This is a genomic window from Campylobacter avium LMG 24591, assembly GCF_002238335.1.
GTDB classification, from domain to species: Bacteria; Campylobacterota; Campylobacteria; order Campylobacterales; family Campylobacteraceae; genus Campylobacter_D; species Campylobacter_D avium.
This window is the reverse complement of sequence record NZ_CP022347.1, coordinates 1,358,749-1,383,700: the sequence shown is the minus strand read 5'-3', so window position 1 is coordinate 1,383,700 and position 24,952 is coordinate 1,358,749. Positions and strand designations below refer to the sequence as shown.

General features: G+C 34.4%; 27 protein-coding genes. 12 read left to right on the top strand and 15 right to left on the bottom strand.

All coding sequences use genetic code 11. The features are described 5' to 3' along the window. Positions 1-19 precede the first annotated feature (19 nt). From CAV_RS07025 to ccoG, 4 genes are read right to left on the bottom strand one after another with little or no spacing between them, the layout of a single operon-like run. Entirely contained in the window at positions 20-550 is a 531-nt protein-coding gene (locus CAV_RS07025) for a MotE family protein (RefSeq protein WP_094325822.1), read from the bottom strand. Then, complete coding sequence (locus tag CAV_RS07020) at positions 543-971, bottom strand: flagellar export protein FliJ (protein WP_094325821.1); 429 nt, start codon at positions 969-971, stop codon at positions 543-545. Before CAV_RS07020 ends, CAV_RS07025 begins: the two co-directional genes overlap by 8 nt. Next, positions 968-2,215, bottom strand: coding sequence for an adenylosuccinate synthase (locus tag CAV_RS07015; protein WP_094325820.1), 1,248 nt, complete (start codon positions 2,213-2,215; stop codon positions 968-970). Before CAV_RS07015 ends, CAV_RS07020 begins: the two co-directional genes overlap by 4 nt. An 8-nt stretch (positions 2,216-2,223) precedes the next feature. Next, the gene (gene ccoG, locus CAV_RS07010) at positions 2,224-3,600 is read right to left on the bottom strand and encodes a cytochrome c oxidase accessory protein CcoG (RefSeq protein ID WP_094325819.1); all 1,377 of its coding nucleotides are present in this window, start codon (positions 3,598-3,600) and stop codon (positions 2,224-2,226) included. A 114-nt stretch (positions 3,601-3,714) separates the two neighbouring features. Between ccoG and rpsU the strand changes: the two genes are divergently transcribed. From rpsU to CAV_RS06980, 6 genes are all read left to right on the top strand, one after another. Beyond that, positions 3,715-3,927: a 30S ribosomal protein S21 gene (gene rpsU, locus CAV_RS07005; RefSeq protein ID WP_094325983.1), complete on the top strand. Its 213-nt coding sequence runs from the start codon at positions 3,715-3,717 to the stop codon at positions 3,925-3,927. A 255-nt stretch (positions 3,928-4,182) separates the two neighbouring features. Continuing rightward, on the top strand, positions 4,183-4,446 hold the full coding sequence (locus tag CAV_RS07000; RefSeq protein WP_094325818.1) for a hypothetical protein: 264 nt from the start codon (positions 4,183-4,185) through the stop codon (positions 4,444-4,446). Then, positions 4,421-4,813, top strand: coding sequence for a hypothetical protein (locus CAV_RS06995; protein ID WP_094752847.1), 393 nt, complete (start codon positions 4,421-4,423; stop codon positions 4,811-4,813). Before CAV_RS07000 ends, CAV_RS06995 begins: the two co-directional genes overlap by 26 nt. A 119-nt stretch (positions 4,814-4,932) precedes the next feature. After that, positions 4,933-5,562: a hypothetical protein gene (locus tag CAV_RS06990; RefSeq protein WP_094752846.1), complete on the top strand. Its 630-nt coding sequence runs from the start codon at positions 4,933-4,935 to the stop codon at positions 5,560-5,562. Continuing rightward, complete coding sequence (locus tag CAV_RS06985; RefSeq protein WP_157676346.1) at positions 5,528-6,433, top strand: autotransporter outer membrane beta-barrel domain-containing protein; 906 nt, start codon at positions 5,528-5,530, stop codon at positions 6,431-6,433. The genes CAV_RS06990 and CAV_RS06985 overlap by 35 nt, the downstream gene beginning before the upstream one ends. 763 nt (positions 6,434-7,196) lie before the next feature. Further along, positions 7,197-7,514 carry a TRL-like family protein gene (locus CAV_RS06980; protein ID WP_094325796.1) on the top strand — a complete coding sequence of 106 codons (318 nt, stop codon included), beginning with the start codon at positions 7,197-7,199 and terminating at the stop codon, positions 7,512-7,514. A gap of 77 nt (positions 7,515-7,591) precedes the next feature. On the opposite strand, the gene CAV_RS06975 is transcribed toward CAV_RS06980, so the two are convergent. The 6 genes from CAV_RS06975 to CAV_RS06950 form a co-directional block, all read right to left on the bottom strand. Continuing rightward, the gene (locus CAV_RS06975; RefSeq protein WP_094325795.1) at positions 7,592-8,737 is read right to left on the bottom strand and encodes a Cj0814 family flagellar-dependent secreted protein; all 1,146 of its coding nucleotides are present in this window, start codon (positions 8,735-8,737) and stop codon (positions 7,592-7,594) included. Between the two features lie 51 nt (positions 8,738-8,788). Continuing rightward, positions 8,789-9,784, bottom strand: coding sequence for a ketol-acid reductoisomerase (gene ilvC / locus CAV_RS06970; RefSeq protein ID WP_094325794.1), 996 nt, complete (start codon positions 9,782-9,784; stop codon positions 8,789-8,791). Between the two features lie 50 nt (positions 9,785-9,834). Then, complete coding sequence (gene ilvN, locus CAV_RS06965) at positions 9,835-10,335, bottom strand: acetolactate synthase small subunit (RefSeq protein ID WP_094325793.1); 501 nt, start codon at positions 10,333-10,335, stop codon at positions 9,835-9,837. A gap of 9 nt (positions 10,336-10,344) precedes the next feature. Then, a complete protein-coding gene (gene ilvB / locus CAV_RS06960; protein WP_094325792.1) occupies positions 10,345-12,018 on the bottom strand; it encodes a biosynthetic-type acetolactate synthase large subunit in 1,674 nt (557 codons plus the stop codon). 255 nt (positions 12,019-12,273) lie between these two features. After that, positions 12,274-13,455, bottom strand: coding sequence for a replication-associated recombination protein A (locus tag CAV_RS06955; RefSeq protein WP_094325791.1), 1,182 nt, complete (start codon positions 13,453-13,455; stop codon positions 12,274-12,276). 4 nt (positions 13,456-13,459) lie between these two features. Next, positions 13,460-14,896, bottom strand: a complete 1,437-nt coding sequence (locus CAV_RS06950) for a DUF945 family protein (protein WP_094325790.1) — start codon at positions 14,894-14,896, stop codon at positions 13,460-13,462. Positions 14,897-14,965: 69 nt separating this feature from the next. Here CAV_RS06950 and CAV_RS06945 point away from each other — a divergent pair, with 69 nt between their 5' ends. Then, entirely contained in the window at positions 14,966-15,523 is a 558-nt protein-coding gene (locus tag CAV_RS06945) for a ribonuclease HII (protein ID WP_094325789.1), read from the top strand. On the opposite strand, the gene murI is transcribed toward CAV_RS06945, so the two are convergent. The 5 genes from murI to CAV_RS08910 all read right to left on the bottom strand — a co-directional run bounded on the left by murI (position 15,520) and on the right by CAV_RS08910 (position 19,364). After that, positions 15,520-16,263 carry a glutamate racemase gene (gene murI, locus CAV_RS06940; protein ID WP_094325788.1) on the bottom strand — a complete coding sequence of 248 codons (744 nt, stop codon included), beginning with the start codon at positions 16,261-16,263 and terminating at the stop codon, positions 15,520-15,522. The genes CAV_RS06945 and murI overlap by 4 nt on opposite strands. Further along, the gene (locus tag CAV_RS06935) at positions 16,260-16,733 is read right to left on the bottom strand and encodes a C40 family peptidase (protein WP_390089019.1); all 474 of its coding nucleotides are present in this window, start codon (positions 16,731-16,733) and stop codon (positions 16,260-16,262) included. Before CAV_RS06935 ends, murI begins: the two co-directional genes overlap by 4 nt. Then, the gene (gene nhaA / locus CAV_RS06930) at positions 16,733-17,887 is read right to left on the bottom strand and encodes a Na+/H+ antiporter NhaA (RefSeq protein ID WP_094325786.1); all 1,155 of its coding nucleotides are present in this window, start codon (positions 17,885-17,887) and stop codon (positions 16,733-16,735) included. The genes CAV_RS06935 and nhaA (CAV_RS06930) overlap by 1 nt, the downstream gene beginning before the upstream one ends. Beyond that, positions 17,884-19,062, bottom strand: a complete 1,179-nt coding sequence (nhaA, locus tag CAV_RS06925; RefSeq protein ID WP_094325817.1) for a Na+/H+ antiporter NhaA — start codon at positions 19,060-19,062, stop codon at positions 17,884-17,886. The genes nhaA (CAV_RS06930) and nhaA (CAV_RS06925) overlap by 4 nt, the downstream gene beginning before the upstream one ends. Before the next feature lie 125 nt (positions 19,063-19,187). After that, positions 19,188-19,364 (bottom strand): putative motility protein, encoded by a 177-nt coding sequence (locus CAV_RS08910; RefSeq protein WP_148131229.1) that lies wholly within the window; start codon positions 19,362-19,364, stop codon positions 19,188-19,190. A 274-nt stretch (positions 19,365-19,638) separates the two neighbouring features. On the opposite strand from CAV_RS08910, the gene CAV_RS06920 reads away from it, so the two are divergent. From CAV_RS06920 to CAV_RS06905, 5 genes are all read left to right on the top strand, one after another. Next, positions 19,639-20,772 carry an MFS transporter gene (locus CAV_RS06920; RefSeq protein ID WP_094325785.1) on the top strand — a complete coding sequence of 378 codons (1,134 nt, stop codon included), beginning with the start codon at positions 19,639-19,641 and terminating at the stop codon, positions 20,770-20,772. 68 nt (positions 20,773-20,840) lie between these two features. Next, positions 20,841-21,677, top strand: a complete 837-nt coding sequence (locus CAV_RS06915) for an HpcH/HpaI aldolase/citrate lyase family protein (RefSeq protein WP_094325784.1) — start codon at positions 20,841-20,843, stop codon at positions 21,675-21,677. A gap of 112 nt (positions 21,678-21,789) precedes the next feature. Beyond that, positions 21,790-23,409: a phytoene desaturase family protein gene (locus CAV_RS06910; RefSeq protein ID WP_157676344.1), complete on the top strand. Its 1,620-nt coding sequence runs from the start codon at positions 21,790-21,792 to the stop codon at positions 23,407-23,409. An 84-nt stretch (positions 23,410-23,493) separates the two neighbouring features. Next, positions 23,494-23,616 carry a hypothetical protein gene (locus tag CAV_RS09210; protein WP_261787039.1) on the top strand — a complete coding sequence of 41 codons (123 nt, stop codon included), beginning with the start codon at positions 23,494-23,496 and terminating at the stop codon, positions 23,614-23,616. 252 nt (positions 23,617-23,868) lie between these two features. After that, on the top strand, positions 23,869-24,474 hold the full coding sequence (locus CAV_RS06905; protein WP_169711642.1) for a hypothetical protein: 606 nt from the start codon (positions 23,869-23,871) through the stop codon (positions 24,472-24,474). Positions 24,475-24,952 lie beyond the last annotated feature (478 nt).

The following is a 24,952-nucleotide window of genomic DNA, read 5'->3' as shown; positions in this document are numbered from 1 at the left end:
ATAACCAAAAAAAACGAATTCAATTACTTGCATTTTTTTCTACAGTAATGTTGCTATCAAGATTTTTTATCACTAAGGTGAGCTCTGAAGCCTTTTGTGGTTGCATTTTTGAAAGAATTCCAGAAATTTTTCTAGGCTCTAAAGAAAGCATAATTTTGCTCGCCTCCTCACTATCCATTTGCGAAAGAACATCGGCTATGGCACTGTCTTTCATAGAGGAGTAAATTTCTGTTATTCTGCCCTGAGTTTTATCCTCTATGGCCTTTAAATTTTCCTCGCTTTTTTTAAGGATTGCGTCGTTTTCTCGTTTTGTTTGCTCTATCTTTTGTAAGGTGGCATTTAACTCGGCTTCTTTTTGTAACAAAGCTTGCATTTTTTCTTTTTGCAAGGCTTCAAACGAGGCTTTGTAAGCTTCTAAGGCTTGTCTTGCCTCATCAAATTCCCTTGTTTGCAGCTCAAGTTCTTGTTTTCTGCTTTCTAAAAGCCTTTCTTCCTGTGCTGAAAGGTAGATAAATGCTAGAAAAAAAATCGCAATACTTTTTTTAATCATTTGTTTTCTCTCCGTAAAAATGCCTGCTAATGGCTATTTCGTCTATGAATTTTTCCTCTTCTTTTTTTAGTTTTTTTTGAAGCTCTTTAAGCTCTTCGCTTTCTAGGTATTTGATTTTTTCATACTCTAAATTTGCCTTTTTGTAAAGCATTTGATAGTGCGCCACTTCTTTTTTGCTTAATTCTACTCTTTGTTTTTTTTCCTCTTTAAAAACCCTTGCCACATCCAAAAATTCCAAGCTCTGCCTTAAATTTTGCACAGAGCCAGAACTTGGCAGTTTGATTTCCTCGTACTGTTTTAATGCTAGTTCAAGTTCTAGCTCGCTTTGTCTTTGCCTGTTTCTAGCCTTGCTTAAGGTGCTTTCTGCCTTGTCTAAGGCTTGTTTTTTTACCTTTAAAACAGAGCTGTATTTTGTTTTCATAAGATTATAATATCTTCCCTTTCAGCAGAGGTTGATATATACTTTATCTTAGTTTTTGTAAGTTCCTCTATGCGGGCTATGTAGTTTTTAGCATTTTTAGGCAAGCTATCAAAGTCCCTTATGCCCGCACTTTTATCCCAGCCTTCAAGTTCTTCGTATATCGGCTTAGCGTTTTCTAAATCATTTGGAAGATAAGTAATCACTTCTCCATTATACTCGTAAGCCTTGCAAATTTTTACCTTTTCAAAGCCATCGAGCACATCAAGCTTCATCAAGGCTAGATAATCAAGCCCATTTAAGCTAGCAGCGTATCTAACAGCCACAGCGTCAAAATGCCCGCACCTTCTAGCTCTGCCCGTGCTGGTGCCTATTTCATTGCCTATCTTAGCTATCTTTTCTCCTACCTCGCTTAAATCCTCGCTAGGAAAGGCACCATTGCCAACCCTTGTGGTATAGGCCTTTGCTATGCCTATAACCTTGCCGCACTGTTTAGGGCTCAAACCAAGTCCATTTAATGCCCCGCAGCTTGTGGTGCTAGAGCTAGTAACATAAGGATAAGTTCCGTGGTCTATATCCAGCATGGAGCCTTGTGCGCCCTCTATCAAAATCTTTTTACCCTCATTTAAAGCCTTGTAAAGCATTAAATTTGTGTCTGTTATAAAGGCTTCAAAAAAGTCTTTGTAAGATTTTAGCTCCTCTAAAAGCTCATTTTCATTTGGTTTTTTTATATCAAAAGCCTTAAAAATATCCTCATACATGGCAAAGTCAGCTAATATATCAGCACAAAGTTTTTGCGGATTTAAAAGCTCAAAAACTCTATGTCCTGTGCGCAAAACCTTATCAGCATAGCATGGTCCTATGCCTCTGCCGGTGGTTCCTATGGCTTTTTTACCACGCATTTTTTCTCTAGCTAAATCCATAAGGGAGTGGTGTTTTAAATTTAAATGTGCTTTTTGGCTTATGAAAAGCTTGTTTTTCAAGTCTCCAAAAGGCTTCATCTCCTCTTTTAAGGCTTCTAGCGATAAGACTACCCCGTCTCCTATGATGTTTGTGCAATTTTCGTGCAAAACTCCTGAGGGTATTAGGTGAAGTGCGTATCTTTTGCCATTTGTCCATATGGTGTGCCCTGCGTTGTGTCCGCCAGCAGACCTGCACACAAAATCATAATCCTTGCACAGCTTATCTACTATCTTGCCCTTGCCCTCATCACCCCATTGAATTCCTATGATAATATCAGCACCCACTTTTGCTCCTATTTTAATGCTTCTTGTAAGATTGTTTGTTTAGGATATACAAAGATACTTTCTCTAAAAATTTGTATATTTTCCTTATCATCAACGGCAAATGCCTTTACAGTCATAGGAAATACTGTATCTTTCGTATCATCTTTTATAAGCTCTTTATGTGCTTTGATGACAACGATTTGCTTAGACTGTTCTTTAGGTTTTAGGGTAAAAGGCTTGCTAGGTCTTAGAATTTCAAGCTTTTCGCCACTATCTCTTAAGGTAGCTTCAAAATAATACTCATGCGGCTTGTCATCGGTGTTTTGAAACAAAAAGATGTAGGAATTACTAACTTCTAAAGAATTATCACTTAGCTTTTGTATATGATAAAGTTCTGTGCTTCTATTTATGTTTAATAACATATTTTCCTTTTTCGTTGTCATTAGCATAAGTGCTACGAAAACTATGCCAAGCACCACAAGATAAGCCACTGTTCTAAATCTAAAATATTTTACCTTATTGCCCGTTTGGATGGCTTGAGAGCTAGTCCACTGTATCAAGCTTGGGCGGTCAAACCTCTTTTGCACCACAGAGCAAGCGTCTGCACATTCTAAGCAGTTTATGCAGTCAAGCTGCATGCCTTGTCTTATGTCTATGTGTGTAGGGCAGACCGTAACACAGGCTTCACAGCCTATACACTCGCCTTGAGGAGGTTTTTTGTGTAATTTCGTTTTACCATCGTATATAACACCACCTCTTTTTTCATCGTATATCACCTGAACTGTGTCGTGGTCGAACATAACTGATTGTATCCTAGCATAAGGACAGACATAAACGCAGAATTTCTCTTGTATATAAACCACATCAAAGGTTAAAAACAAGGACGCGCAAAATAAAATTCCAAGTAAAAGTAAGTGATTTGCCGGGTCTTGTATATAAGCAAAAAAGTCCTCAGGCGGCACAAAATACCAAAGCAAGTTGCTTGTAACTACCAAAGAAAGTATGTAAAAAAGCAAGATAGCAAGTAGTTTTTTAGCCAAATTTCCGGGATATTCTTTTTGTTTATCATGTATATTTTTACGAATTTTTAGCAGTTTTGTTTGTATAAAGTCTCTATAAATCACCCTAAATATCGTTTGAGGACAGGCCCAGGCACACCAAATTCTACCGGCTAGGGTTGTAACAAAAAATATAGTTAAAAAAAGTCCTATCAAAATAAAGGGCATTAAAAAAAGCTCTTGAGTGCTAAAGGATACGAAAAGTAAATCAAGTTTTTTATGGTCAAAACTAAGCAAGAAAAAATGATTTCCATTAATGCGAATAAATGGCATAACAAGAGCGATAATAGCTATCAAAGCATAAACAGTATATCTTTGTTTGGTGAAATTTGTAATCTTAGCTTGCATTGTAAATCTCCTCTTTTTCAATTATAACACAGAAAAAAATACTTTTCTTAAATTCTAGCTTATTTTTTTGCTATAATTTCGCTTTTAACTTTTTAATGAAAGGTGGTGAGGGTAGTGCCAGGAGTTAAGGTACATCCTAACGAGTCTTTTGACGAGGCTTATAGAAAGTTTAAAAAGCAAGTGGATAGAAATCTCATAGTTACTGAGGTAAGGGCTAGGAGATTTTTTGAGCCTATGACTGAAATTCGCAAGAAGCAAAAAATTTCAGCTCGTAAAAAAATGCTTAAAAAGCTCTATATGCTAAGACGTTACGAATCAAGACTCTAATCAAAGCCCTTTTTTAGGGCTTTGATCTTTATCTAGCCAAGAATTTTCCTCAAAAAATGTATTAAAGCTACATAAAAGAGTATAATTTTAAAAATTTTTCAAATTTTTCACTTTTTTATTGACGTCATTAATCGTTTTTTTTGTTATATAATCTTTTCCGCATTTTTAACTTAAATTTAAAGGTTTTGCTGTGAAAAGGGCTCTTTTTTACTCTCCTTTTTAGCTTCTTTTGTCTTTGCTTTGAAAAGTGAATGGGTGGGTGAGATAGAGGATAGCCCTGTAAATTTAAATGACGGAGAAAGTAAAACTGTTATACTAAAAAGAGACCCTAGTAAAGATGGCAATGTCTTTGGTGGAAGCTACCCATTGTATTTCTACTATTTTACTTCATCTGGCTCTTCAACACTTACACTTCAAAAAGATCCAAGCCTTAAAGATATGAGCTACTATTATAGAAAGTCTTATCACAGTAAATCCAGGCTCTCATTTGATTATGGATTTAAACAGCATAGAGGGTAAGGGTTTGTTTAAACTATATAATTCGGGAGGTATAATTGTAAGTGGCTCAACCGTGGATATCAATAATGTAAATACTTTTATTGTAGATGTTGGATCTGGAAGAAGCGTGACGGTTGAAGATGGAGGTACTTTAAATATAAATAATGTAGATAGCTTAATAAATGTATCAAGCACTAGTGATTCAGCTTCTATATACAACAATAATTCCACCATTTATATAGATGCCGATGTTTATAATTATAATAAAGATACTACACAGGGTGCAGGATATTTGCTTCAAACAGGCGAAAACGCTAAAACAACTATAGGGGTTCTTTTTATAATGCTGGTTTTAAGAGTGATAATGGAGGTAGAGAGTACGCTTTAGTAGAGATAAACGGCGGAACTTTTACTGTAACTGGAAATTTTTATAATGGCAAGAATGATCCTTCCTCTTCTTCTAATGACTATCGCGGTATTGGAAATTTAAAAGCCTATAATGGAGCTGTGATAACAGTAGAGGGAGATTTCATAAGCGATGCACAAGGAGATAGCTTTAGCACTTCGACAAGCTATCGCTCAACCGTTGATTTAAATGACGCAAATTTAGTGGTAAAAGGCAAATTTGACGCTTATAGAAGTGATATCTTTCTAACAAATTCGGCTAAAATTTACACTACCGATTTTACTTTAAATAATACTGCTACTATGAATTTCGTAGGAGGAGATTTAGGCTTTGGTTATATAAATGCTTCATCTTCTGCTAATTTTAATGGCGTAACTAACTTTCAACTCATAGGGGCAATTGCTAAAAATGATAATATGTCTTATCTTTTTCTAGAAAGTAAGGATGTTAGTGGCAATATAAAAGAAGGTTCTGTAACTGTATATGATAATTATGGAAATCCTCTTTCTGATTCTGGCTACACCACAAACATAGTTAAGGTGGGAGATAAATACTTCTTAGTCTTTGGCGAAGCAAATAATGAGGGGAATGAAAATTACCCTAATGCAAATGCTCAGCCTCCCGGAGGACACTTAGCCGGTTATAAAAATGGAATTCAACCGGACGGCGATACTGAAGGAGGAGACAATCAAGGTGGTGGCGAAACCACTCCACCAAGCTCTGAGCTCTGACCCTATCTACAATGCTATTTATGAAGCCTTAGATGGCTCTCTTATAGAAAATGATAATGTTATAAGAACTGCTGCTAGTACTGTTGAAAAACAAATTGAGACTATGCAAGATGAAAGAAAAACATATCAAGGGAATTTAATATATCATAATATGTTAGGTAGAATTGCTCATCTTAGTAGTAGAAATAATAATATTGCTTTTAATAGAAATACTAATAATTATGCACTTTCTAAAAGAAATAATAATTATGCACTTAATAACAACAAAAACAATAACTATACTAACAACAATAACAACAATAGCTATTATACTTCTAATACAATAGACACAAAATATAACAATAAGAACTTCAGCTTCAACACCAAAGATAGCTTTGCTTCTTTAGTATCTGATTATACTCCTTATTATTTAAACTACAATCAAGATGAAAGTAATAATGTCTATATCTCTGCCTTAGCAGGATATAGTAATTATAAAAATAGTTCAGGCTCTGAATTTGGAGTAAGCTTTGGTTATGATAAAGAAATAGAAGATGATTTCTTTGGAGGTTTTTATGCTTCTATAAGTAATTCATACATTCAAACTGAAGGTATGAATTTAGATGGTTTTAACTATAGTTTAGGTTTATACTCAAGAGTTTATATGCCACTTTCACTTGAGCTTGATGTATTAGGATACTATGCAAATAATCATAATAAATACGATAGAATTTTTGCTGGTTTAAGCTCTATTTATCAAGGAGATTATAAAAGACATAATATAGGAGCACAAGCTAGACTTGGATATAGATTTGAATTTAAAAATGAACATAGTTTAAAACCTTATCTTGGTATATTAGGAAGCTATTATAATATGCCTGAGTATAAATAAAATGGCTTACTACCTATAAGCAGAAGCACAAATACTTTTACAAGCTTATATGGTGTTTTATAGGTATAGAATATAAAAAAGAAATAAATACAGGAAGCTTTTTTATATCTTTAGAAGGAGTTAATGGAAAAGCTGTCTTTGGAGATAAGAACTATGAAATGAGCATAGGACAAGAAAAAATATCTTATGAAAATGAAAAAGAATTATTTGCAAATATCTTTGCAGGTGCATCTTTTTCTATGTCTAAAGACTTTGATATAAGTGCTTAATTTATGTCTTAAGCCTATGAGGGTGGCTTTATAAATGTGAATGGGAGTCTTGGGTTTAGGTTGGCGTTTTAAGCTTGAGTTTATTAAAGTATATTTTTTGAAGTTCAAAATTTAGAAAGTTATGAAGTTGAAGTTATGAATTTATACTTACACAAGCCCAAATTCAGTAGGTTTGAATTTAGGCTTGCTGGGCTTGTTAAAAATCTAATTATCTTACAATTACAGTTATTTTAAGAAATCTTATGCTTTTGTTTTGATAGTCTTTATTAAAATTTTTGATAATTTTTAAGCAAGATTGCAGATATTTTAAAAATATTTAATATTGGTAAATTTTATGTTTATAAAGTATTAAGATTTTATTTAATTTTGATAAAGAATTTCATCTTTTTTGAAATTTACTTGACTTTGTTTTTTTTTTTTTTTTGTACAATCTGCTAGTTTAAATCTATGATTTAAACAGGAATTTCCCCAAATTCAACCCAAAAGGTTCTCTTATGAAGAAAATTTTAGTTTTAAGTTCTATAGCTGTGGCATCTGCTTTATTTACGGCTTGTGCTGCTGTTGGCGTTGCACCTGTAACAGGTGTTTTATATACCGATACTTCTTCTCCAGTTGCAGTTGGTTCTGGTACTGGTTCAAAAGAAGGAAGAGCAACTTGTACTAGTATATTAGGCTGGATAGCAACAGGTGATTGTTCTGTCAAAGCTGCTGCAAGTGCTGGCGGTGTAGGTCAAATCAAGTCTGTTGACTATAAAACAAAAAGCATACTTGGTATATACGCAGAAGTTACAACTATAGTAAGAGGTAACTAATTTTTGGGCTTGCAAAAGCCCAAATTTACTTTCTTTATTTCTTTAAAAAATCTTTAAATTTTAGTTTTTTGTGAAGTTTATTGCATTACGCCGATGTAGGATTTTATTATATTGCTAAATGCTGCTTGTTTTTGCCTGGCTTGTATGAATTTTTCATTTAAAGTTTTTACATCATTGCTTATTTGTTCTAAATTATCTTGTTTTTCTGAAAAAAAGGTGTTTAGCTTTTGAAATTCCTTATTTAAGGACTCTGTGTAAAGTGAAAATATAGAGCTTGAGTTCACAAATTCTTTGATATTTACGCCTCTTTGATAGCCTATGTATTGTTGATACAAGGTATCTAGCTTATCTTTGCTTGTGTTTTGTTTATTAACCCCATTTACATAAAGATATAAATCAAAGCTCATATTTTGCGAGTTTTGCTCCAAGATGTAGCTTTTAAAAGAATCTTCGTTGTTTAGTAGTTTTTGTAAATTTTTATGTGCGTTTAGGCTTAGTTTCACGGGCTCTATAAAAAAATTATTATCATTTGCCTCTTTTAAGTCCTTGTGTATGAAATTCATCAAAAGCCCAGACTTTGAAATATCGCCGTTTTCGTTCATATAAGGCTTTAAAAGCTCATTTGTTGAGTTGTTATTTATCGCCTCATCAAAGGCAAAATCTGTTATTTTAATGCCCAAATTTAAGGGCGTGAAGGTATTGTTTAGCTTTTTTGCTTCTTTGATTTCATCGCTTGTATTGTAAATTCGTATAAGCTCGCCGTCAAGCTCGCCGTTTTTTGTGCTAAAGCCTTGATTTAGCTTTGAAATTTCAATCCTTGAAAGCATGGCATTATCATTTGTTTGAAATTCGCTTTCTATGCTTTTTAGGCTATTGTAGTATTTATTAACCACCGAGGCTATGTCTATCTTGGCTGGATTTAGCTCAGGATCTTGCCTTAACAACTCCTTTGCTATGCTTTGCACGCTTTTGATGTGTATGTCATAATCAAAAGGAAGAGAGGCAAACATATTAAAATCTTTTTCAAAAAAGCCTTGCTCGTTTGTTCTAAAGCCGTATTCGCTGGCGTAAGATTGCGAGTTTTGTATTATGTAGGTTTTGTTTATATCGCTATTAAATTCTGTATTATTTTCTTCGAAAGTTTTGCTTTTTACAGAGGATAAAGCTGTACTTAGCAGTGAAGAACTAGCGGTACTATTCGCATAAGAATTGCTGATATTCATTAAAAAACCTTCCTAATATTGCTAGGAAGGTTAAAGCAAAGTTCATTCCAATTATTTTTTAATCCAGCTCATCATATCTCTAAGAGAGGCACCGACTTTTTCAAGCTGATGTTCGCTTTCAACTCTTTTTCTGGTGTTAAATTTAACTCTTTTTCCGGCGTTAAATTCAGCGGTAAACTCACCCGCAAAAGTACCATCTTGTATGTCTTTTAAAACCTCTTTCATGGCCTTTCTAGTATCTTCTGTTATGATTTTTTTGCCTGTTCTATAATCCCCGTACTCTGCGGTATTTGAGATAGATGAGCGCATGGCAGCAAAGCCTCCAGCATAAATCAAATCAACTATAAGCTTCATTTCATGTATGCACTCAAAATACGCCATTTCAGGTTCATATCCAGCCTCAACCAAGGTTTCAAAGCCAACTTTCATAAGCTCAGTTACACCTCCGCATAAAACAGCTTGTTCGCCGAATAAATCAGTTTCTGTTTCGTCCTTAAAGGTGGTTTCTAAAATTCCAGCTCTTCCAGCTCCTATGGCACTTGCGTAAGCTAGAGCTATGTCTTTTGCCTTGCCGCTATAATCTTGATACAAGGCTATTAAGCTTGGAACGCCTTTTGAGGCCAAATACTCGCTTCTTACAGTGTGGCCAGGACCTTTTGGAGCTATCATAACTACATCTGTGTTTGGCTTAGGTTTGATTAGGCCATAGTGTATATTAAAGCCGTGAGCAAAGGCTAGGGTGGCACCGTCTTTTAAATTTGGAGCTATTTGGGTATTGTAAATATCAGCGGCTAATTCATCAGGCACTAAAATCATCACCAAATCAGCCTTTTTGCTAGCCTCATCAACGCTTAAAACCTCAAGTCCTGCTTCTTTAGCCTTTGCAACGCTAGAGCTATCAGACCTTAAGCCAATTACCACCTTTATGCCGCTATCTTTTAAATTTAAAGCATGAGCATGTCCTTGAGAGCCATAGCCTATAATAGCAACCGTTTTATCCTTAAGTAAGCTTAAATCGCAGTCCTTGTCGTAGTATTTTTTAATCATCGTTTCCTCCTTAATGTTTTATGATTTTATCAAAATAAACTGTGAATTTTTTATAAATTACAGTGAAAATTCACAACACCTCTTTCCATGGCTGTAATGCCGGTTCTAGTTTGTTCTAAAATTTCAAATTCTTGCATTTTTTCTAAATATTCATCTATGATTTCTGGAGATGCGACTAATTCTAGTATCAAGCTATCGTCTGAGATGTCTATCATCTTGGCATTGTATAAGTCGGCTAAAAGACATATTTTTTTTCTATCGCAAGATTTGATGTAAAGCTTTAAAAGCAACAAGTCCTTTAATATCATATTTGTTTCATCGGGCAAGTGTATGCAGTGTACTTCCACAAGCTTTGAGCTTTGCTTGATAACTTGAGTTATGATTTCTTCCTTTGCGTCTACTACTATGCTTATGCGTGAAACATTTTCTATACAAGTTTCGCTAACTGTGAGGCTTGAGATATTAAAGCCTCTTTGTGCAAATAGTAGGGTAATTCTTGCTAAAACGCCCGGATTATTATCTACAAATAAAACTATTACCTTTTTTTTCATCGCAAATCCTTATTTTACTATTATATTATCTACGCTACCGCCAGCTGGTATCATAGGTAAAACTCTCTCGTCTTTGTCTATTACGCATTCTATCCAGGTAGGCACGGTTTTTTCTTTTAAAGCCTCTTTTAAAGCCTCTTTAAATTCCTGCAAGCTCTTGCAAGAAAAGGCCTTAGCGTAAAATCCCTTGGCGACTTTCACATAGTCCATTTTTTTATTCATATCTGTGCTTGAGTATCTTTTCTCATAAAATTCACCTTGCCACTGCCTTACCATGCCTAAGGTGTTGTTGTTAAGTATAATGCTAATTATTGGCAGCTTGTGCTCAACAGCAGTTGCAACCTCGTTTAAATTCATGTAAAAAGAGCCATCGCCTGTTATGTGTATAACATCTTTTTGCGGTTTTGCAAATTTAGCCCCAATCGCAGCCCCGTAAGCAAAGCCCATAGTGCCAAGCCCTCCGCTTGTTAAAAAGCTTCTAGGGTATTTGTGTTTGCAAAATTGCACAGCCCACATTTGGTGTTGTCCAACATCAGTTACGCAGATTGCTTCCGAGTTTGTAGCTTCGTTGATGGCCTCCATAATGTTTTTAGGTATGAACTCGGTAGGATTATAATACTCATCTTGCCTTTTTTTCTCTTCGTCTTTAAGCTTTTGTATGTATTCTAGCCATTCCTTGCTTTGTGCTTTTGCGTCGCTACTTAAAAAGGCCTTTAAAATTTCATCTAAATCCCCTATAAGCTCGTAATCAACCTTTACATTTTTATTTATCTCGCTTAAGTCTATATCTATATGAATTTTTGTAGCCTTTGCGCCAAATTTGTTTGTATTAAGCGCAACTCTATCGCTAAATCTAGTACCAATAGCTATAATCAGCTCGGCCTCGTTTATAACGGTATTTGAAGTAACTGTGCCGTGCATTCCAACCAAACCTACATTTAAAGGTTCATCATAGGCTATATTTCCAGCCGCCATTATGGTATGAACGCAAGGAATTTGGGTTTTTACAAGAAAATCTTTCAAAACTTGCGTGTAGTCCTTTGTTCCGCCGCCAAAATACACTAAAGGCTTTTTTGAATTTTTTATAAGCTGAACCACCTCTTGTATGTTTTTTTGCAAGACATTGTCTAGTTTGTATTTCGCAGGCTCTTTTTTTGTCTTTCTTGCAAATTCGGTAATATCGGCCGATACATCCTTTGGTATGTCGATTAGCACAGGGCCTTTTCTGCCTTTATTAGCTATTTCAAAAGCTTTTCTAACCGTGTATGCTAGGTCTTTTACATCCATTACCATAAAATTATGCTTTGTGATTGGCATGGTGATTCCAGCTATATACACCTCTTGAAAGCTATCTTTGCCTATTAAACTCTTAGGAACATTGCCTGTAATTGCCACCAATGGAACGCTATCCATATAAGCTGTTGCAAGGGCTGTTACTAAATTTGTAGCGCCAGGACCACTTGTTGCTATCACAACTCCGGTTTTTCCGCTAGCTCTTGCATAACCGTCTGCTGCGTGAGCCGCACCGCATTCATCAACAGGCATTATGTGTTTTATTTTATCTTGGTATTTATAAAGCGCATCATAAATATTTAAAACCGCACCGCCAGGATACCCAAAAACAAGATCAACTCCTTGTTCTATCAAAACTTCCATAAGTATTTCAGAACCATTTAATTTCATAATAAATCCTTAAAAAATAAATAAAAATAAAAAATTTGAAAAATAAAAAAGATTAAAAGTTAAATGACAGGTATCAGCAGGACTAGGGTAGAAGAAGTGTTTTTAGTTAATTTTTGTGTTTTTCTTTTAAAAGCCGAGGGTTTGTAAGTTCTCATTGCATTCTCCTTTGTTAGTCTTTGTAGAATTCTAACTAATTTTTTCTAAATTTGTAAGTAAATGAGGCGATAAATAATTAGATATTACGAAATGTTACAGTTAAGCCTTATCTTTATAATTTTTAACTATCTCAAAGAGCCTTTTTTCATCCCCTTTTTGCGTACTTTCATAAAATTTCACATCTTTGCTTAAATATCTCTGCCTTACAAAGCCGCCAAAATCGTGAGGATAAAGATAATTTTTCTTATCTTCGTGCTTGTTTTTAAGATAGTTTGGTATTTCTAAGGCCTTGTTGTTTTTAACATAATCAAGAGCCTTGTTAATGGCCTTGTAGCTTGAGTTGGACTTCACGGCACTTGCTAGATAAACGCAGCACTGTGCTAAGATAATCCTAGCCTCAGGATAGCCTATGTTTTTTACAGCAAGCAGGGTGTTAGTGGCGACTGTTAGGGCATTTGTGTCGGCATTTCCAATATCTTCACTAGCAAAAATTAGCATTCTTCTTGCTATAAAATCAGCATTTTCATGAGCTTCAATCATCCTTGCAAGATAATAAAGAGCCGCATCAACATCGCTGCCTCTTAAGCTTTTTATAAAGGCTGAGATTAGGTCGTAGTGGCTGTCTTTGTTGTTTAGGTTTTGGCTTGTTTTTGCTTTTACCTTGTTTATATTTTCGGTTTTTAAATTCTTTTCATCAAAGACAAGGGCAAATTCTACCAAATTTAATAAGGCTCTAACATCGCCAGCACTAAGCCTTATGGCTAATTTTTTAGCCTCATCTTCTATCTTTATATCAAGTTCTTTGGCAAGTCTTAGTAAAAGTGTTTCTAAGTCCTTATCCTGCAAGGCTTTAAATTCAAAAAGCATACTTCTGCTTCTAATGCCAGAGCTTAGGACAAAGTACGGATTTTCCGTGCTAGCACCTATTAAAATGCAGTTTAAACTCTCCATTGGAAGCAAAAGCAAATCCTGCTGAGTCCTTGATAATCTGTGAATTTCATCTATGAAAATTAGTGGTTTATAAAGGCTTTGTTTGTATCTTTGGACTATATTTCTTAGCTCTTCCATTTTGAAAGACGCGGCATCAAATTCAAAAAAATCTAGCGAAAATTCCTTTGCTACAATCCTTGCAAAGCTCGTTTTTCCCGAACCAGAGGGGCCAAAAAATATACTGTGTGGAAGTTTTTGTAATTCTATAAATTTTTGAAATGTTTGTACAAGTTCATCTTGCCCTAAAAGTTCAGATAGTTTTTGTGGTCTAAATTTTAGGGCTAGGTTCATTATTTTAGTTTGTGGAATTTGGATTTTTTACTTCGCCGTCAAAAATTCCTTCCTCATCACTTAAATTTTCATCTCCAAGAATATTTATTTCGCTCTCTCTCTCACGTAAATTCTCATCTTCAAAAATATCTGTTTCGCTCTTAACCTCATTGTTAAAGCCGTAAGGAATGTTTTTAAAGGCTTGCGAGATATTATTTTCATTTAATTTGGCTGTGATGTTATTTTTATCGCTATCATCATAAATAAAATCAAGAACATATTTTCCATCTTTTTGAACAAACATAGAATCAAATCCAAGCAAGGCAAACATCAAGTGAATTTCGCCAAGTTTTTTATCGCTTATGACGCTAGCATTTGCTTTGGTTGCGTCTTTAGTAAAGCTAGCCTGTGCCTTTGCACTTACATTTGCATCGTTGATTGTGATTGAAAAATCATTAAGCTCTATCTTAGGCGAGGTGCTTGCAAACAAGTCAAAATAAAACTCTCCTGAGCTTTGCGACGAACTTATGGTATTAAACCATTTTGATGAAATATTGTTTGTGTTTAAGTCAAATTTTACATTTTTTACATTCATGCCTGCGTTTGCAATTTCTGCTATAGAAAATTTAAAAGGCATATTAAAGCTTTCTTCATTGTTTTTTTCTATTTGCGTTTCTAAAGTTAATTTATTTATATCAACACCTTGAAAGCTAAGTTTTTCAAGCGAAAAAACTCCCTTTGATTCAAAAAAGCCCTTGCCTAGCACATAAGCATCGTGGTGCTGTGCTATGTTGATAGCTTGCTTAAAATTTTCTACATAGTTTAATTTTTGTATGTCAATTTTATCTCTTTTTGAGCCTGCTATAAATTTGTCAGAATTAAGCTCTAAGGCACCGAATTTTAGTTCATTAGATGAAAAATCTTTTAGCACAAGATAGGTGTTTTGACTAAGCAAGCTTTCCTTTCCCATTTTTACATCCATATCAGCTAATTTTAGGGTTAAATCTCCCTTTATCTGTGCACTTAAAGATAAATCAAAATAAGCAGATACAGGGTATTTAATACTTGCTAAATCTCCTTTAGATTTTTCATCATAGCTAGGATTTGCTAGCAAAATTTCTATGTTGTTTTTTGCAAAGACGTTGTTTTTGGTATTTAATACAAGATTTATACCATCGATGTTCTCTAGTGTTTTTAAAAATCTTATTACTTCATAGCTTTGTTCATTTTCATCTGTAGAATCTAAGATATTATTTCCGTTGATTTTTACTAAAAATTCAGCCTTTGAGTTAAATAATCCCTTTGTGATGTTGCTATCAAGGATAGTGTAATATGGGTGCTTGTAGGCTACGAGTTTTTCATAGGCCTTTTGGCTAGCCTCTGACATAAAATAAACCTGCGCGAAATACGCAAGCAAAAGAACAACTATAGTAACGGACGCTAAAATCGAAGTTTTTTTCATTACTTTCCTTTAAATTTTTATTTTATTATAACAGAGTAAAATAAATATTTTTCGTGCGAGGATTTCTTTATGAGTGATTTAAATTTAGTAGGCATTGATGAGGCCGGCAGAGGTGCTTTAGCAGGAAGCTTGAGCATAGCGGCTTGTAAGTTAAATTTGCACATAAAGGGCTTAAATGATTCTAAAAAGCTAACAGTTAAGGCAAGAGAGGAGCTTTTTGCCAAGATTAAGGAAAACTCGCAGTATCTAATCATACATATAAGCTGCGAGGATATAGATAGATTAGGGCTTAGTCTGTGTTTTAAAAAAGCTTTAAGCATCATAAAAAGTCATTTCAACAAAGCCAATCTTTTGTTTGATGGTAATACAAATTTCGGCATCAGCGATATAAAAACAATGATAAAGGCTGATGAAAAAATTCCAACAGTAAGTGCAGCTAGTATATTGGCTAAGGTTAGTAGGGATGAGTTTATGAAAAGCTTGCCGCATGAGTTTGAGAAATACCACTTCGCAAAACATAAGGGCTACGCAAGCAAGCTTCATTTAGAAATGATTAAAAAATACGGTCTTAGCAAAATTCACAGGAAAAGCTTTAAATTAAAGGCTTTGGAGCCTACTTTATTTTAGGAAAGCCAAATTTTAGCAGTGTTTTTTAAGGATTGTACATCGCTGCTTGCGTAAAAGCTTAGTTTTGCTTCTTTGTTTATGCTTTTCATATCGAAATTTTCTTTTAGTTGTCTTACTATGGCGTTGCCTGAGTGGATTAGTTTGCAATCTTTGCCAAAATATTCTTGCAAGGCATCGCTAAGTAGAGGAAAATGAGTGCAACCAAGTATCACAGCTTGCGGGCTTTTTTTAAGCTCTTTGAAATAATACTCAAATAAAGAATCAACAATCCTACCCTCAAAAATTCCCTCCTCAACAATAGGCACAAAAAGCCCTGTGGCAAGGGAATTGATGTTTTTAAAGCCTTCATCTTGCAATCTTTTTTGATACTGTTTAGAATTTATCGTTGCCTTTGTTGCTAGGACTAAAATTTCACTATCTTTATTATCTAGGGCGTATTTTGTAGCACTAACGCCCGCATCAATCACGCCAAGCACGGGAAAATCAACCCTTGTTCTTAGCTCGTCTAAGGCGTAAGCACTTACTGTATTACAAGCTATGATTAGCATATCAAGCTTAAAAGGAGAAAAAAAGTTTAAAGCCTGTATGGAAAATTTGATGATAGTATCCTTATCTTTTACGCCGTAAGGCACGCGCGCTGTGTCTCCGTAGTAGATTATATTTTCAAACAATTGTTCTTTTAGTATGGACTTTAACACGCTAAGTCCGCCAACGCCGCTGTCAAAAATTCCTACATTCATCTTAGATACCGTCTAGCCCCTAAATACTTACTACCCCAATACCTAGTATTTAAGCTAACTTCTTTTACCCCACCTCTTGTAGATAGGTGTATAAATTTGCCATTTCTAGTATAAATTCCAACATGAAGGCCGCTTGGACCTCTGCCTGTTCTAAAAAATAGCAAATCTCCGGTTCTTAAATTTCTTCTTGAAACTGTTTGTCCGCTTTGCATTTGCAATCTTGTAGTTCTAGGAATTTTAACAGCAAAATTATTTAAAAACACAGTTTGCGTAAAGCCTGAGCAGTCAGCACCTCTAGGGCTAGTTCCGCCTAGTTTATAAGGAGTTTTGCTCCACTGTTTTTGTACGGAATATAGCTTAGAAACTAAATTTTTATTGTAAGCAGAGCTGCCTTGGTAATAATAGCTACCGTGAGAGCTACAAGCAACAAAAAATAAGGAAAAGAAAACAATAAAAAGGCAAATTCTAATCATTTATTAGCAAAAAACCTTAAAAACACATAGCCAAATACACCAGAACAAAGAGAGGCCAGCAAAATAGCAAAATTATCAGCATAGTTAAAGGTGTCGCTTACTTTATACGCTAGGCCGTCGATAAATAAGCTCATGGTAAAGCCAATACCTGTTAGTATGCAAATTCCATAAAGTTGTTTGAAATTTGAATTTTCAGGAAGTTTTGATAATCTTAGCTTCACGCTTATGTAAGAAAATATAAATACTCCAACTTGCTTGCCCACAAAAAGCCCTAAAAAGATACCTATGCTTACTCCGCTAAAAATATCGCTAAATTTCAATTTTGAAAAATCCACCCCAGCATTTGCAAAGGCAAAGATAGGTAGTATTACAAAATTTATCCATAATCTAAGCCCCTCAAGTATTTCATCCAAAAAGTGCGCCCCGTTTTTCTTATAAAGAGGTATGAAAAATGCGGTTATAAGTCCTGCTAAGGTAGCGTGAACACCGCTTTGTAAGACTGTTAGCCAAAGCAAAACAGAGCAGATAAGGTAAAATGATTTTCTAGTTATGCCAAATAAATTTAGTAAAAGCAGAGCAAACACTATCACGCCAGCACCTATTAAGGCTAGGTAGTGTAAGTCGCTCGTGTAAAAAATGGCTATGATTAATATAGCTCCCACATCATCAAAGATAGCTAGAGATAATAAGAAAATTTTTAAAGAGCTAGGAATTCTTTTTCCTAAAAGTAGCAAAATCGCTAAGGCAAAAGCCGTGTCCGTAGCTGTTGGTATAGCCCAGCCTCTAAGCACATATTCGTTATTGAAATTTATAGCAACAAAGATAAGTGCAGGCACGATTATACCACCTATAGCGGCAAATAAAGGCAGGATAATCTTCCTAGGATTTTTAAATTCTCCCTCGCAAAATTCTTTTTTAAGCTCAAGGCCTATGGCAAAGAAAAATATTGATATCAGGCCGTCATTTATCCAAAGCAAAAGAGGCTTGGAAAAAATAAAGCTATCTATATGAAAGCCCATAGGCAAGTATATGAATTCTCTATAAGCTGCACTGTGGGAATTATTTGCAACTATCAGTGCTAGTATAGTAGATATGATAAGTAATATACCTCCAAAAGACTCATCTTTTATTATGCTTAAAATTTTGTTCAATTCTTTTCCTTGCTTGTAAGTTTTAAATAGACATAAGCAAGAATTGCAGAGCTAAAGCTTGCAAGCAGTATTGCTAACTTATCTGCCTGTGCATAGGCTCCTAAATTATCAGCGTAAGCAAGGGTGTCTATAAATAAACTCATGGTAAAACCAATGCCTGTTAGTATGCAAATTCCATAAAACTGCACATACGAAGCGTCCTTAGGAAAACTTGCTAGCTTAAGCTTTACACTGATAAATGAAAACAAAAACACGCCCAGCTGTTTTCCTAAAAATAAGCCCAAGAAAATTCCAAGACTAACAGATGATAACAAGTATGAAAGATCTAGACCCTTTAAGTCCACCCCAGCATTTGCAAAGGCAAAAAGAGGCAGTATCAAATACATCACCCAAGGATTTAAATCATTATATATTTTTTTGGCAAAACTTTCATTATTTTTCGTATCTATTGGTATGAAAATAGCTGCTATCACACCGGATAATGTCGCATGAACCCCGCTTTCAAGCATGGCCACCCAAAGTATAAAGCCTATGATGCAGTAAAAAGGCAGTTTTGAAACATGATAATAATTTAGCAAGAACAACAAAGCTACGCACAACACGCAAACCAATATAGCAAATAATGACAATTCGCTTGTGTAAAAAAGGGCTATGATTACTATAGCTCCAAAATCATCAAAGATAGCAAGACTTAGTAAAAAAAGCTTTAAGCTTGTTGGAATTCCTTTTATAAGCATTAGAATTCCAACGGCAAAAGCTATATCAGTGGCTGTTGGTATAGCCCAGCCTTGCATGGCAAAACTATCGTGTGAGTTGATAGAAGTAAAGATAAGAGCTGGAAAAATCATACCGCCAAGCGCGCCAAATATAGGCAAAGAGACTGATTTTATGTCTCTTAATTGTCCTCTTAAAATTTCATACTTTAACTCAAGTCCTATGCAAAAGAAAAAAATAGCTATAAGGCCGTCATTTATCCAATGAACTAGGCTTTTTGACACTGTTGCACTGTGTTCGTTCGCGCCGCTTACATTTATGCCTATTTCTAGGTGTAAGAAATTTTCATATATTGCGCTTAAAAATGGGGTGTTTTGACAAAGCAGAGCAAGGGCTGTAAATATTATCAATAAAACACCTGGAAAGGATTCATTTTTTACTAATCTTGTGATAAATTGCATTATTTTTTCCAAAAACTTCGTTATTTTTAATTCTATCAAAAATAAAGCTAAAAAGAGCTTATAAATGATAAAAAAATATCACGCAGTTACAAATGAGATAAAATAGGGGTTTAAAACCCCTAAACTTAGGCATAAATGTCGAGTGCAGAAGAGCCCGAGCTAGCTTGAACCTCGCCAGAGCTTAGAGCGTCTATAGACTCCATAAGCTGTAAAGCAGAATCTTGAGCTGCGTTAATGGCCTTGCCTAAGGTACTAACACTCACAGCTGACATTAAAGAAGCATTTGACATACTTACATCCATCGATGACTCCTTTTGTTTTATTAATGTCAAGACATAAATCGACACTTTTTTTAAAATTTTAACATTCTTTCTTAATTAACAATTAAATTTATATAAAATTTTGTCAAGCTACTTAAATTAGAAATGAAATTTAAAAATTTCGCAAATTTCACAGTTTAAAAACTATAGTGAGTAATATCAAGACTTTTTTACTTAAATTATATTTTTCAAAGCCAAATTCTTAAGAAGCTTGATTTAAAAAGGGTATAATTTTTAAAATTTGTTTGGATAAGTCATGTTTTTTCTAAAAAGCCTTATAATATTTACAGCCATTTTAACCCTAGCACTTTTATATGCTCCTCAGCCTATATCTCCAAATTTAGCTACTTATTTTTCTGTGTCCTTGCACGAAATTTCTTGGGTGGTTAGCATATCTTTGATACCGCTTGCGGTTGCGCCCTTGTTGTATGGTTATTTGCTGGAGAAATTTTCTTTAAAAAAGATACTTATTTTTTCTTTATTTGCTTGCGGCATTTTTCAAATCATCGCAAATTTAAGCTCAAATTTTTACTTTTTCTTAAGCTTTAGATTTTTACTATCCTTGTGCATTCCTGCCATACTTACTGCGCTTTTAACCCTTTTAACTCGCATAGATGAGAAAAATACCCAAAAAAATGTGGCTATTTATGTTGGAGCTACCACCTTTGGAGGCTTTTTAGGTAGGGTTTTGGGCTCGTATTTAAGCGACCTTTTTTCTTGGCATTTTGCCTTAAATTTCTTTGCTATTTTTATGCTTTTGTCTGCTTTTTTGTTCTTATTTTTTAAAGACCTTAGCTCGGGTTCTTTACAAATTTCTTTAAGAGACTTTGTGCCTTTTTTCAAAGAGGCCAAATTTTTGGTTCTTTTTGTCTGTGTTTTTGTGATGTTTTTTTCCTTTCAGTCCGTGCTTTCTTTTTTACCTTTTCATCTTAAAGATATTTTTACAAATATCACTCAAACACAAATAGGGCTTGTGTATCTTGGCTTTTTAACCGGAATTTTTAGCTCTTTGTTTATAGGGCAGACGATTAAGTTTTTTAAAACGAGGTTTAATACCGCTATTTTTGGACTATGTGTCTTTATACTTGGCGTTTTTTGTATGCTCAGTACTTCTTATGAGCTTTATTTTGTGGCCATGTTTGTGTTTTGTAGTGGTATGTTTATATGCCACTGTATCTTTTCAGCCTTGTTAAATTTAAGTACATCTCAAAAAGGTCTAGCAAATGGTCTTTATCTAACATTTTACTACAGTGGAGGAGCTTTTGGTTCTGTACTACCAAGCCTTTATTATTCTAGTTTGGGTTGGAAATTTCTTTGTATATTTACTGCCTTGCTTTTATTTTTTTCTATGATGGTTTTGCTTAGGTATAAGGAGTTTTATAGGTATTAGTATTTGTTTGCATTTCTTTGTATATTTTGCTATAGTTTGTGAATTTTATTACTTGCAAAGGATATAAAATGTCTTTAAATGAATACCCAAGGGCAAAAAGCCTTCTTTTTGTATCTGCTATAAAAAAAGATGATTTTACAAAGACCTTTGAAAGTGAGGCTGACGCTGTTATCTTTGATATAGAGGATTCTGTGCCAAGCGATAGAAAGGCTGAGGCTAGGAAAAATATCTTAGACTTTCGCTCAAAAAATCCTGATAAAAAATTTTTTGTTAGGATAAATGATGCCTTAAGTCCTTCTTTTAAGGATGATATGAGCTTTATAAAAGAGCTTGGTTTGGATTGTTTAAATGCTCTTATGCTTGCTAGAACTGAAAGAAAAGAAGATATTTTAGCTGTGCTTGATTCTTTGGGCGAGGTTTCCTTGCTCTTGCTTATAGAAAGTGCATTAGGAGTGCAAAATTTAAGCATAACAGCAGCACAGCCTTGCGTAAGACAGCTTACCTTTGGAGCCTTTGACTTTAGCTTAGATCTTGGTTTAAGAGATGGAAAAGGTAGGGATTTTATACTAAACTATGTAAGGACTCAGTTAGCCTTAGAAAGTAGGGTAAATAAGCTCTTGCCTCCTATAAATAGAGTTTTTCCTAATGCAAGGGATGAAAGCTTAGTAAAGGAAAATATGGAACTAGCTTATTCTATGGGTTTTTCAGGCTCACTAACTTACTATCCAAACCAAGTAGATATAATAAATTCGGTCTTTGCCCAAGGAGATAGACAGATAAAATGGGCTAAAGAGGTGCTTAGACTGGCTGAAATTCACAAAGGAGATAACTTTTCTTTTGAGGGAAATGTTATAGATTTACCTGCCATTAAAAAGGCACAGGGTATTTTAGCAAATAGATATTAAGCTCTTGATATAGCTTGTGATTTATTCTAAAATTTTCTCTTTTTGAGCAAAAAGGGAAAATTTTGTAAAATCAATCTTATTTTAAATTTATTTTTGAAAAATGGACTTAAGTATGGAAAATAAATACGATGTTGTGATAATAGGCTCTGGACTTGGGGGCTTAAGTTGTGGTGCTACTTTAGCTAAGGCTGGGAAAAAGGTGCTTGTGCTTGAGCAACACGAGCTAGTAGGAGGCTGTGCTACTTGCTTTAAAAGAAAGGGTATGCTAGTAGATGCAGGACTGCACGAAATGGATCTTGGCAGTGAAAAAACAGATATGAAACACATCATTTTTAAAAAACTTGAGCTTTTAGAAAAAATCACCCTTGTGCCCTTGCCTAGTGCTTGGAGCATAAAGGTTTTAGATTCTAAAAGCCTTGAAAGTGAGAATTTTTTAATACCACACAAAGATACAAAAAAAGCCTTGATAGAGTATTTTCCTAAGGATGAAAAAGATATAAAAAGCTATTTTAAAAAGATAAATTTTCAAGCTAAACTAAACTACAAATTTCCCTTTGATATGAGTTTTTTTGAATTTTTCTTCGCACCCTTTCATACGCTTTTTTTTCTTGTTTTAAGTGCGATTAGACAAAGAAAAGTTGGCACTATGCTCAATGCTCTTATAAAAAATCCCAAGCTTAAAAAAATTTTAAATATCAATCTAGCCTACTATCATTACGATAGCTTTAAATTTAACTGGAACTATCACTCAGTAGCACAGACAAACTACTATAATCAAGGAGTATATATAAAAGGTGGCTCACAAAGTCTTTCAGATGCCCTAGCAAGTATCATCAAAGAAAATAATGGCGATGTAAAAACAAGAGCTGATGTAAAAGAAATTTTACTTGATAAAAATAAGGCTGTAGGAGTGCTTTATAAGGACTTAAAAGATAAGAACTTAAAAAAGATCTTAGCTAAAAATGTAGTAGCAAACTGCGATCCTAGGATAGTTTATGAAGAGCTTTTAAAGACTAATACTAAGTTGCAAGTTAAAAAGAATTTTGAGGCAAAAACATCCTTGCTATCTGTTTATATGATCTTTGATACAAATTTAAGTCAAAAATTTAAAAGTATGGATTATTCCACCTTTTGTGTGGATAAAGAGTATTTTGACAAGCCCTTTGATCAAAATAGCGAGGATATGTTAGCCTTAGATATAGAAAAAAGAAATTTTGTCTTCGTAAACTACTCAAAAATAGACAGCGGCTTAAGCGATAGAGATGATAGGTATCTTGGAGTTATCACAACTATAAGTAGCTATGAAGAATGGGACAATCTTGATGAAAATGAATATAAGGCAAAAAAAGAAAGGGTAAAAAAGGCACTTGAAAAAAGACTGGATGAGTTTTTTCCCTCCATTATGTCTTATTGTATACACTCAGAACTTGCCACACCAAAGACCATACAAAGATACACAAGGACTAAAAAGGGTGTGCCTTATGGCTGGGATCAAAATTTAGAAGGCTTTTTTGCTAGAACTGCTTTTAAATCAAAGGCTGTGAAAAACCTTTACTTTGCCTCTGCCTTTACTTTTGTGGGCGGGGGCTTTACAGGAGCCTTGCTCTCAGGCTATAGGACTGCTAGAAAAATGCTAGATCCTTATTTTTACCCAAGAAGACTTAGCTTATGTGTGCTTTTTGGCACAGCAGCTAGTATGCTTATAATAAATGCTTTAAAATTCTTTTTTTAAACTAAGTTTCATTACTTAAGTAAGCTTTTTACTCCCTAAAATCTTTAAGATACTTGACAAGCGGGGGGGGGGGGGGGATTGGCTATGCACAATGTGCGAGGAGGCATTTATGCAAGTGAAGAAGAGCGACAAAGATATGAAAATCGCTATGTATATGATTCAGATACATACAACAAAGATTTAAACTATAGACAGATAAATAAATAACAACAAGCCCTAAAAGAACAAGGCAAACTTTATGATTACTATGAAGTGAGCAAAAAGAAAAGATAAAACTAGAAAAACAATTAGAAATTGATGATGAAGCATTCAAAGAAAGATATAAGCAAAGTAAGGAAAACATTGATAGGCAAGTTGATGAAAGCTATTATACAAGCACAAAACCCTACAAAAAAGCCCTAGTAAGTGGGGCACAAGATGCAGTAAAGATGGCTATGTATTCAGCTAATAGGTGTGATTTTGCACGATTTTGTTAAGGGTATGATTATAGAGCTTAAAATTTTATTTAAAGAATTTGGAAATGAAAGTTTAAAAGATATTTTTAAACGTTTTAGAGATAGGCTGCATACAATTTGGAAAAATCTAAAAGTCAAGTACAAAGACATTCTTGTTGGTTTGATTGAAGCTGGGATAGTGGCATTTTTTTCTAATCTCATTGTATTTTTGATAAAGAAGATATTTACTATGAAGCAGCAAAGGTGCTTGGGTGAGAGCGTAGGAGATGCCATTGCACTTTCTATCACTGCCGCAGCTGGTGCGGTGCTAAGTACTATAGCGATTTATTATATGGATAAATTTAGAAATGGCGATAAAGTCGGCAAACTTCATATGCAACTTGCCACACAAAGTGGAGTATGTGTGCAGTATAAGACAGCACAAAGTTATTTTGTGCTTTATGATGCGCATTGTTTTGTGGCACAAGAATATAAACGCACTATGCAAAGTCTGCAAGATGAAAAAGTAAAATATGAACAAAGACAAAAAGTTCTAAATGAGGAGCTAGATGGACTAGAAAGATTAACAAAGCAGGCTAAAGAACTTATATGTGGCATAAAAGGAGAATAATATGTCAAACACACAAATCGTAGAATACAAGCAACTCGAGCAATCCCTAGGACAAAAAATCTTTAGCTAGCAAGAACTAAAAAGCTTAAACAGGGAGGGGCTAGATAGATATACTGAAAATTTTGCTCGTTCTCTTGTAGAAAAAATTACAAAGTTACAAAAAAATATTGATGAAGCAAAAGATCTTACAAGAAGGGCTGAAAATAGCGATACTAAATCAGACTGGAACAATATTTTAACTTTTGGTCTATCTGGCAAAAGTTCAACTGATAAGGCTCACGATAGAATTGTTATCCTAGCACAGGCTCAAGAACAGCAAAAACAAAGCACTACTAGAGATGAATACCCTTATCCAAGAAAGTATAAAATTTGCCTGCCTTTTTTTGCTTTTGCTAACCGTTTGGATATATTATTTTGCCTTGCCAGAGTCTCTTAGCTACATAGTCCTTTTAATATATTTTACAAATTTATAAACAAA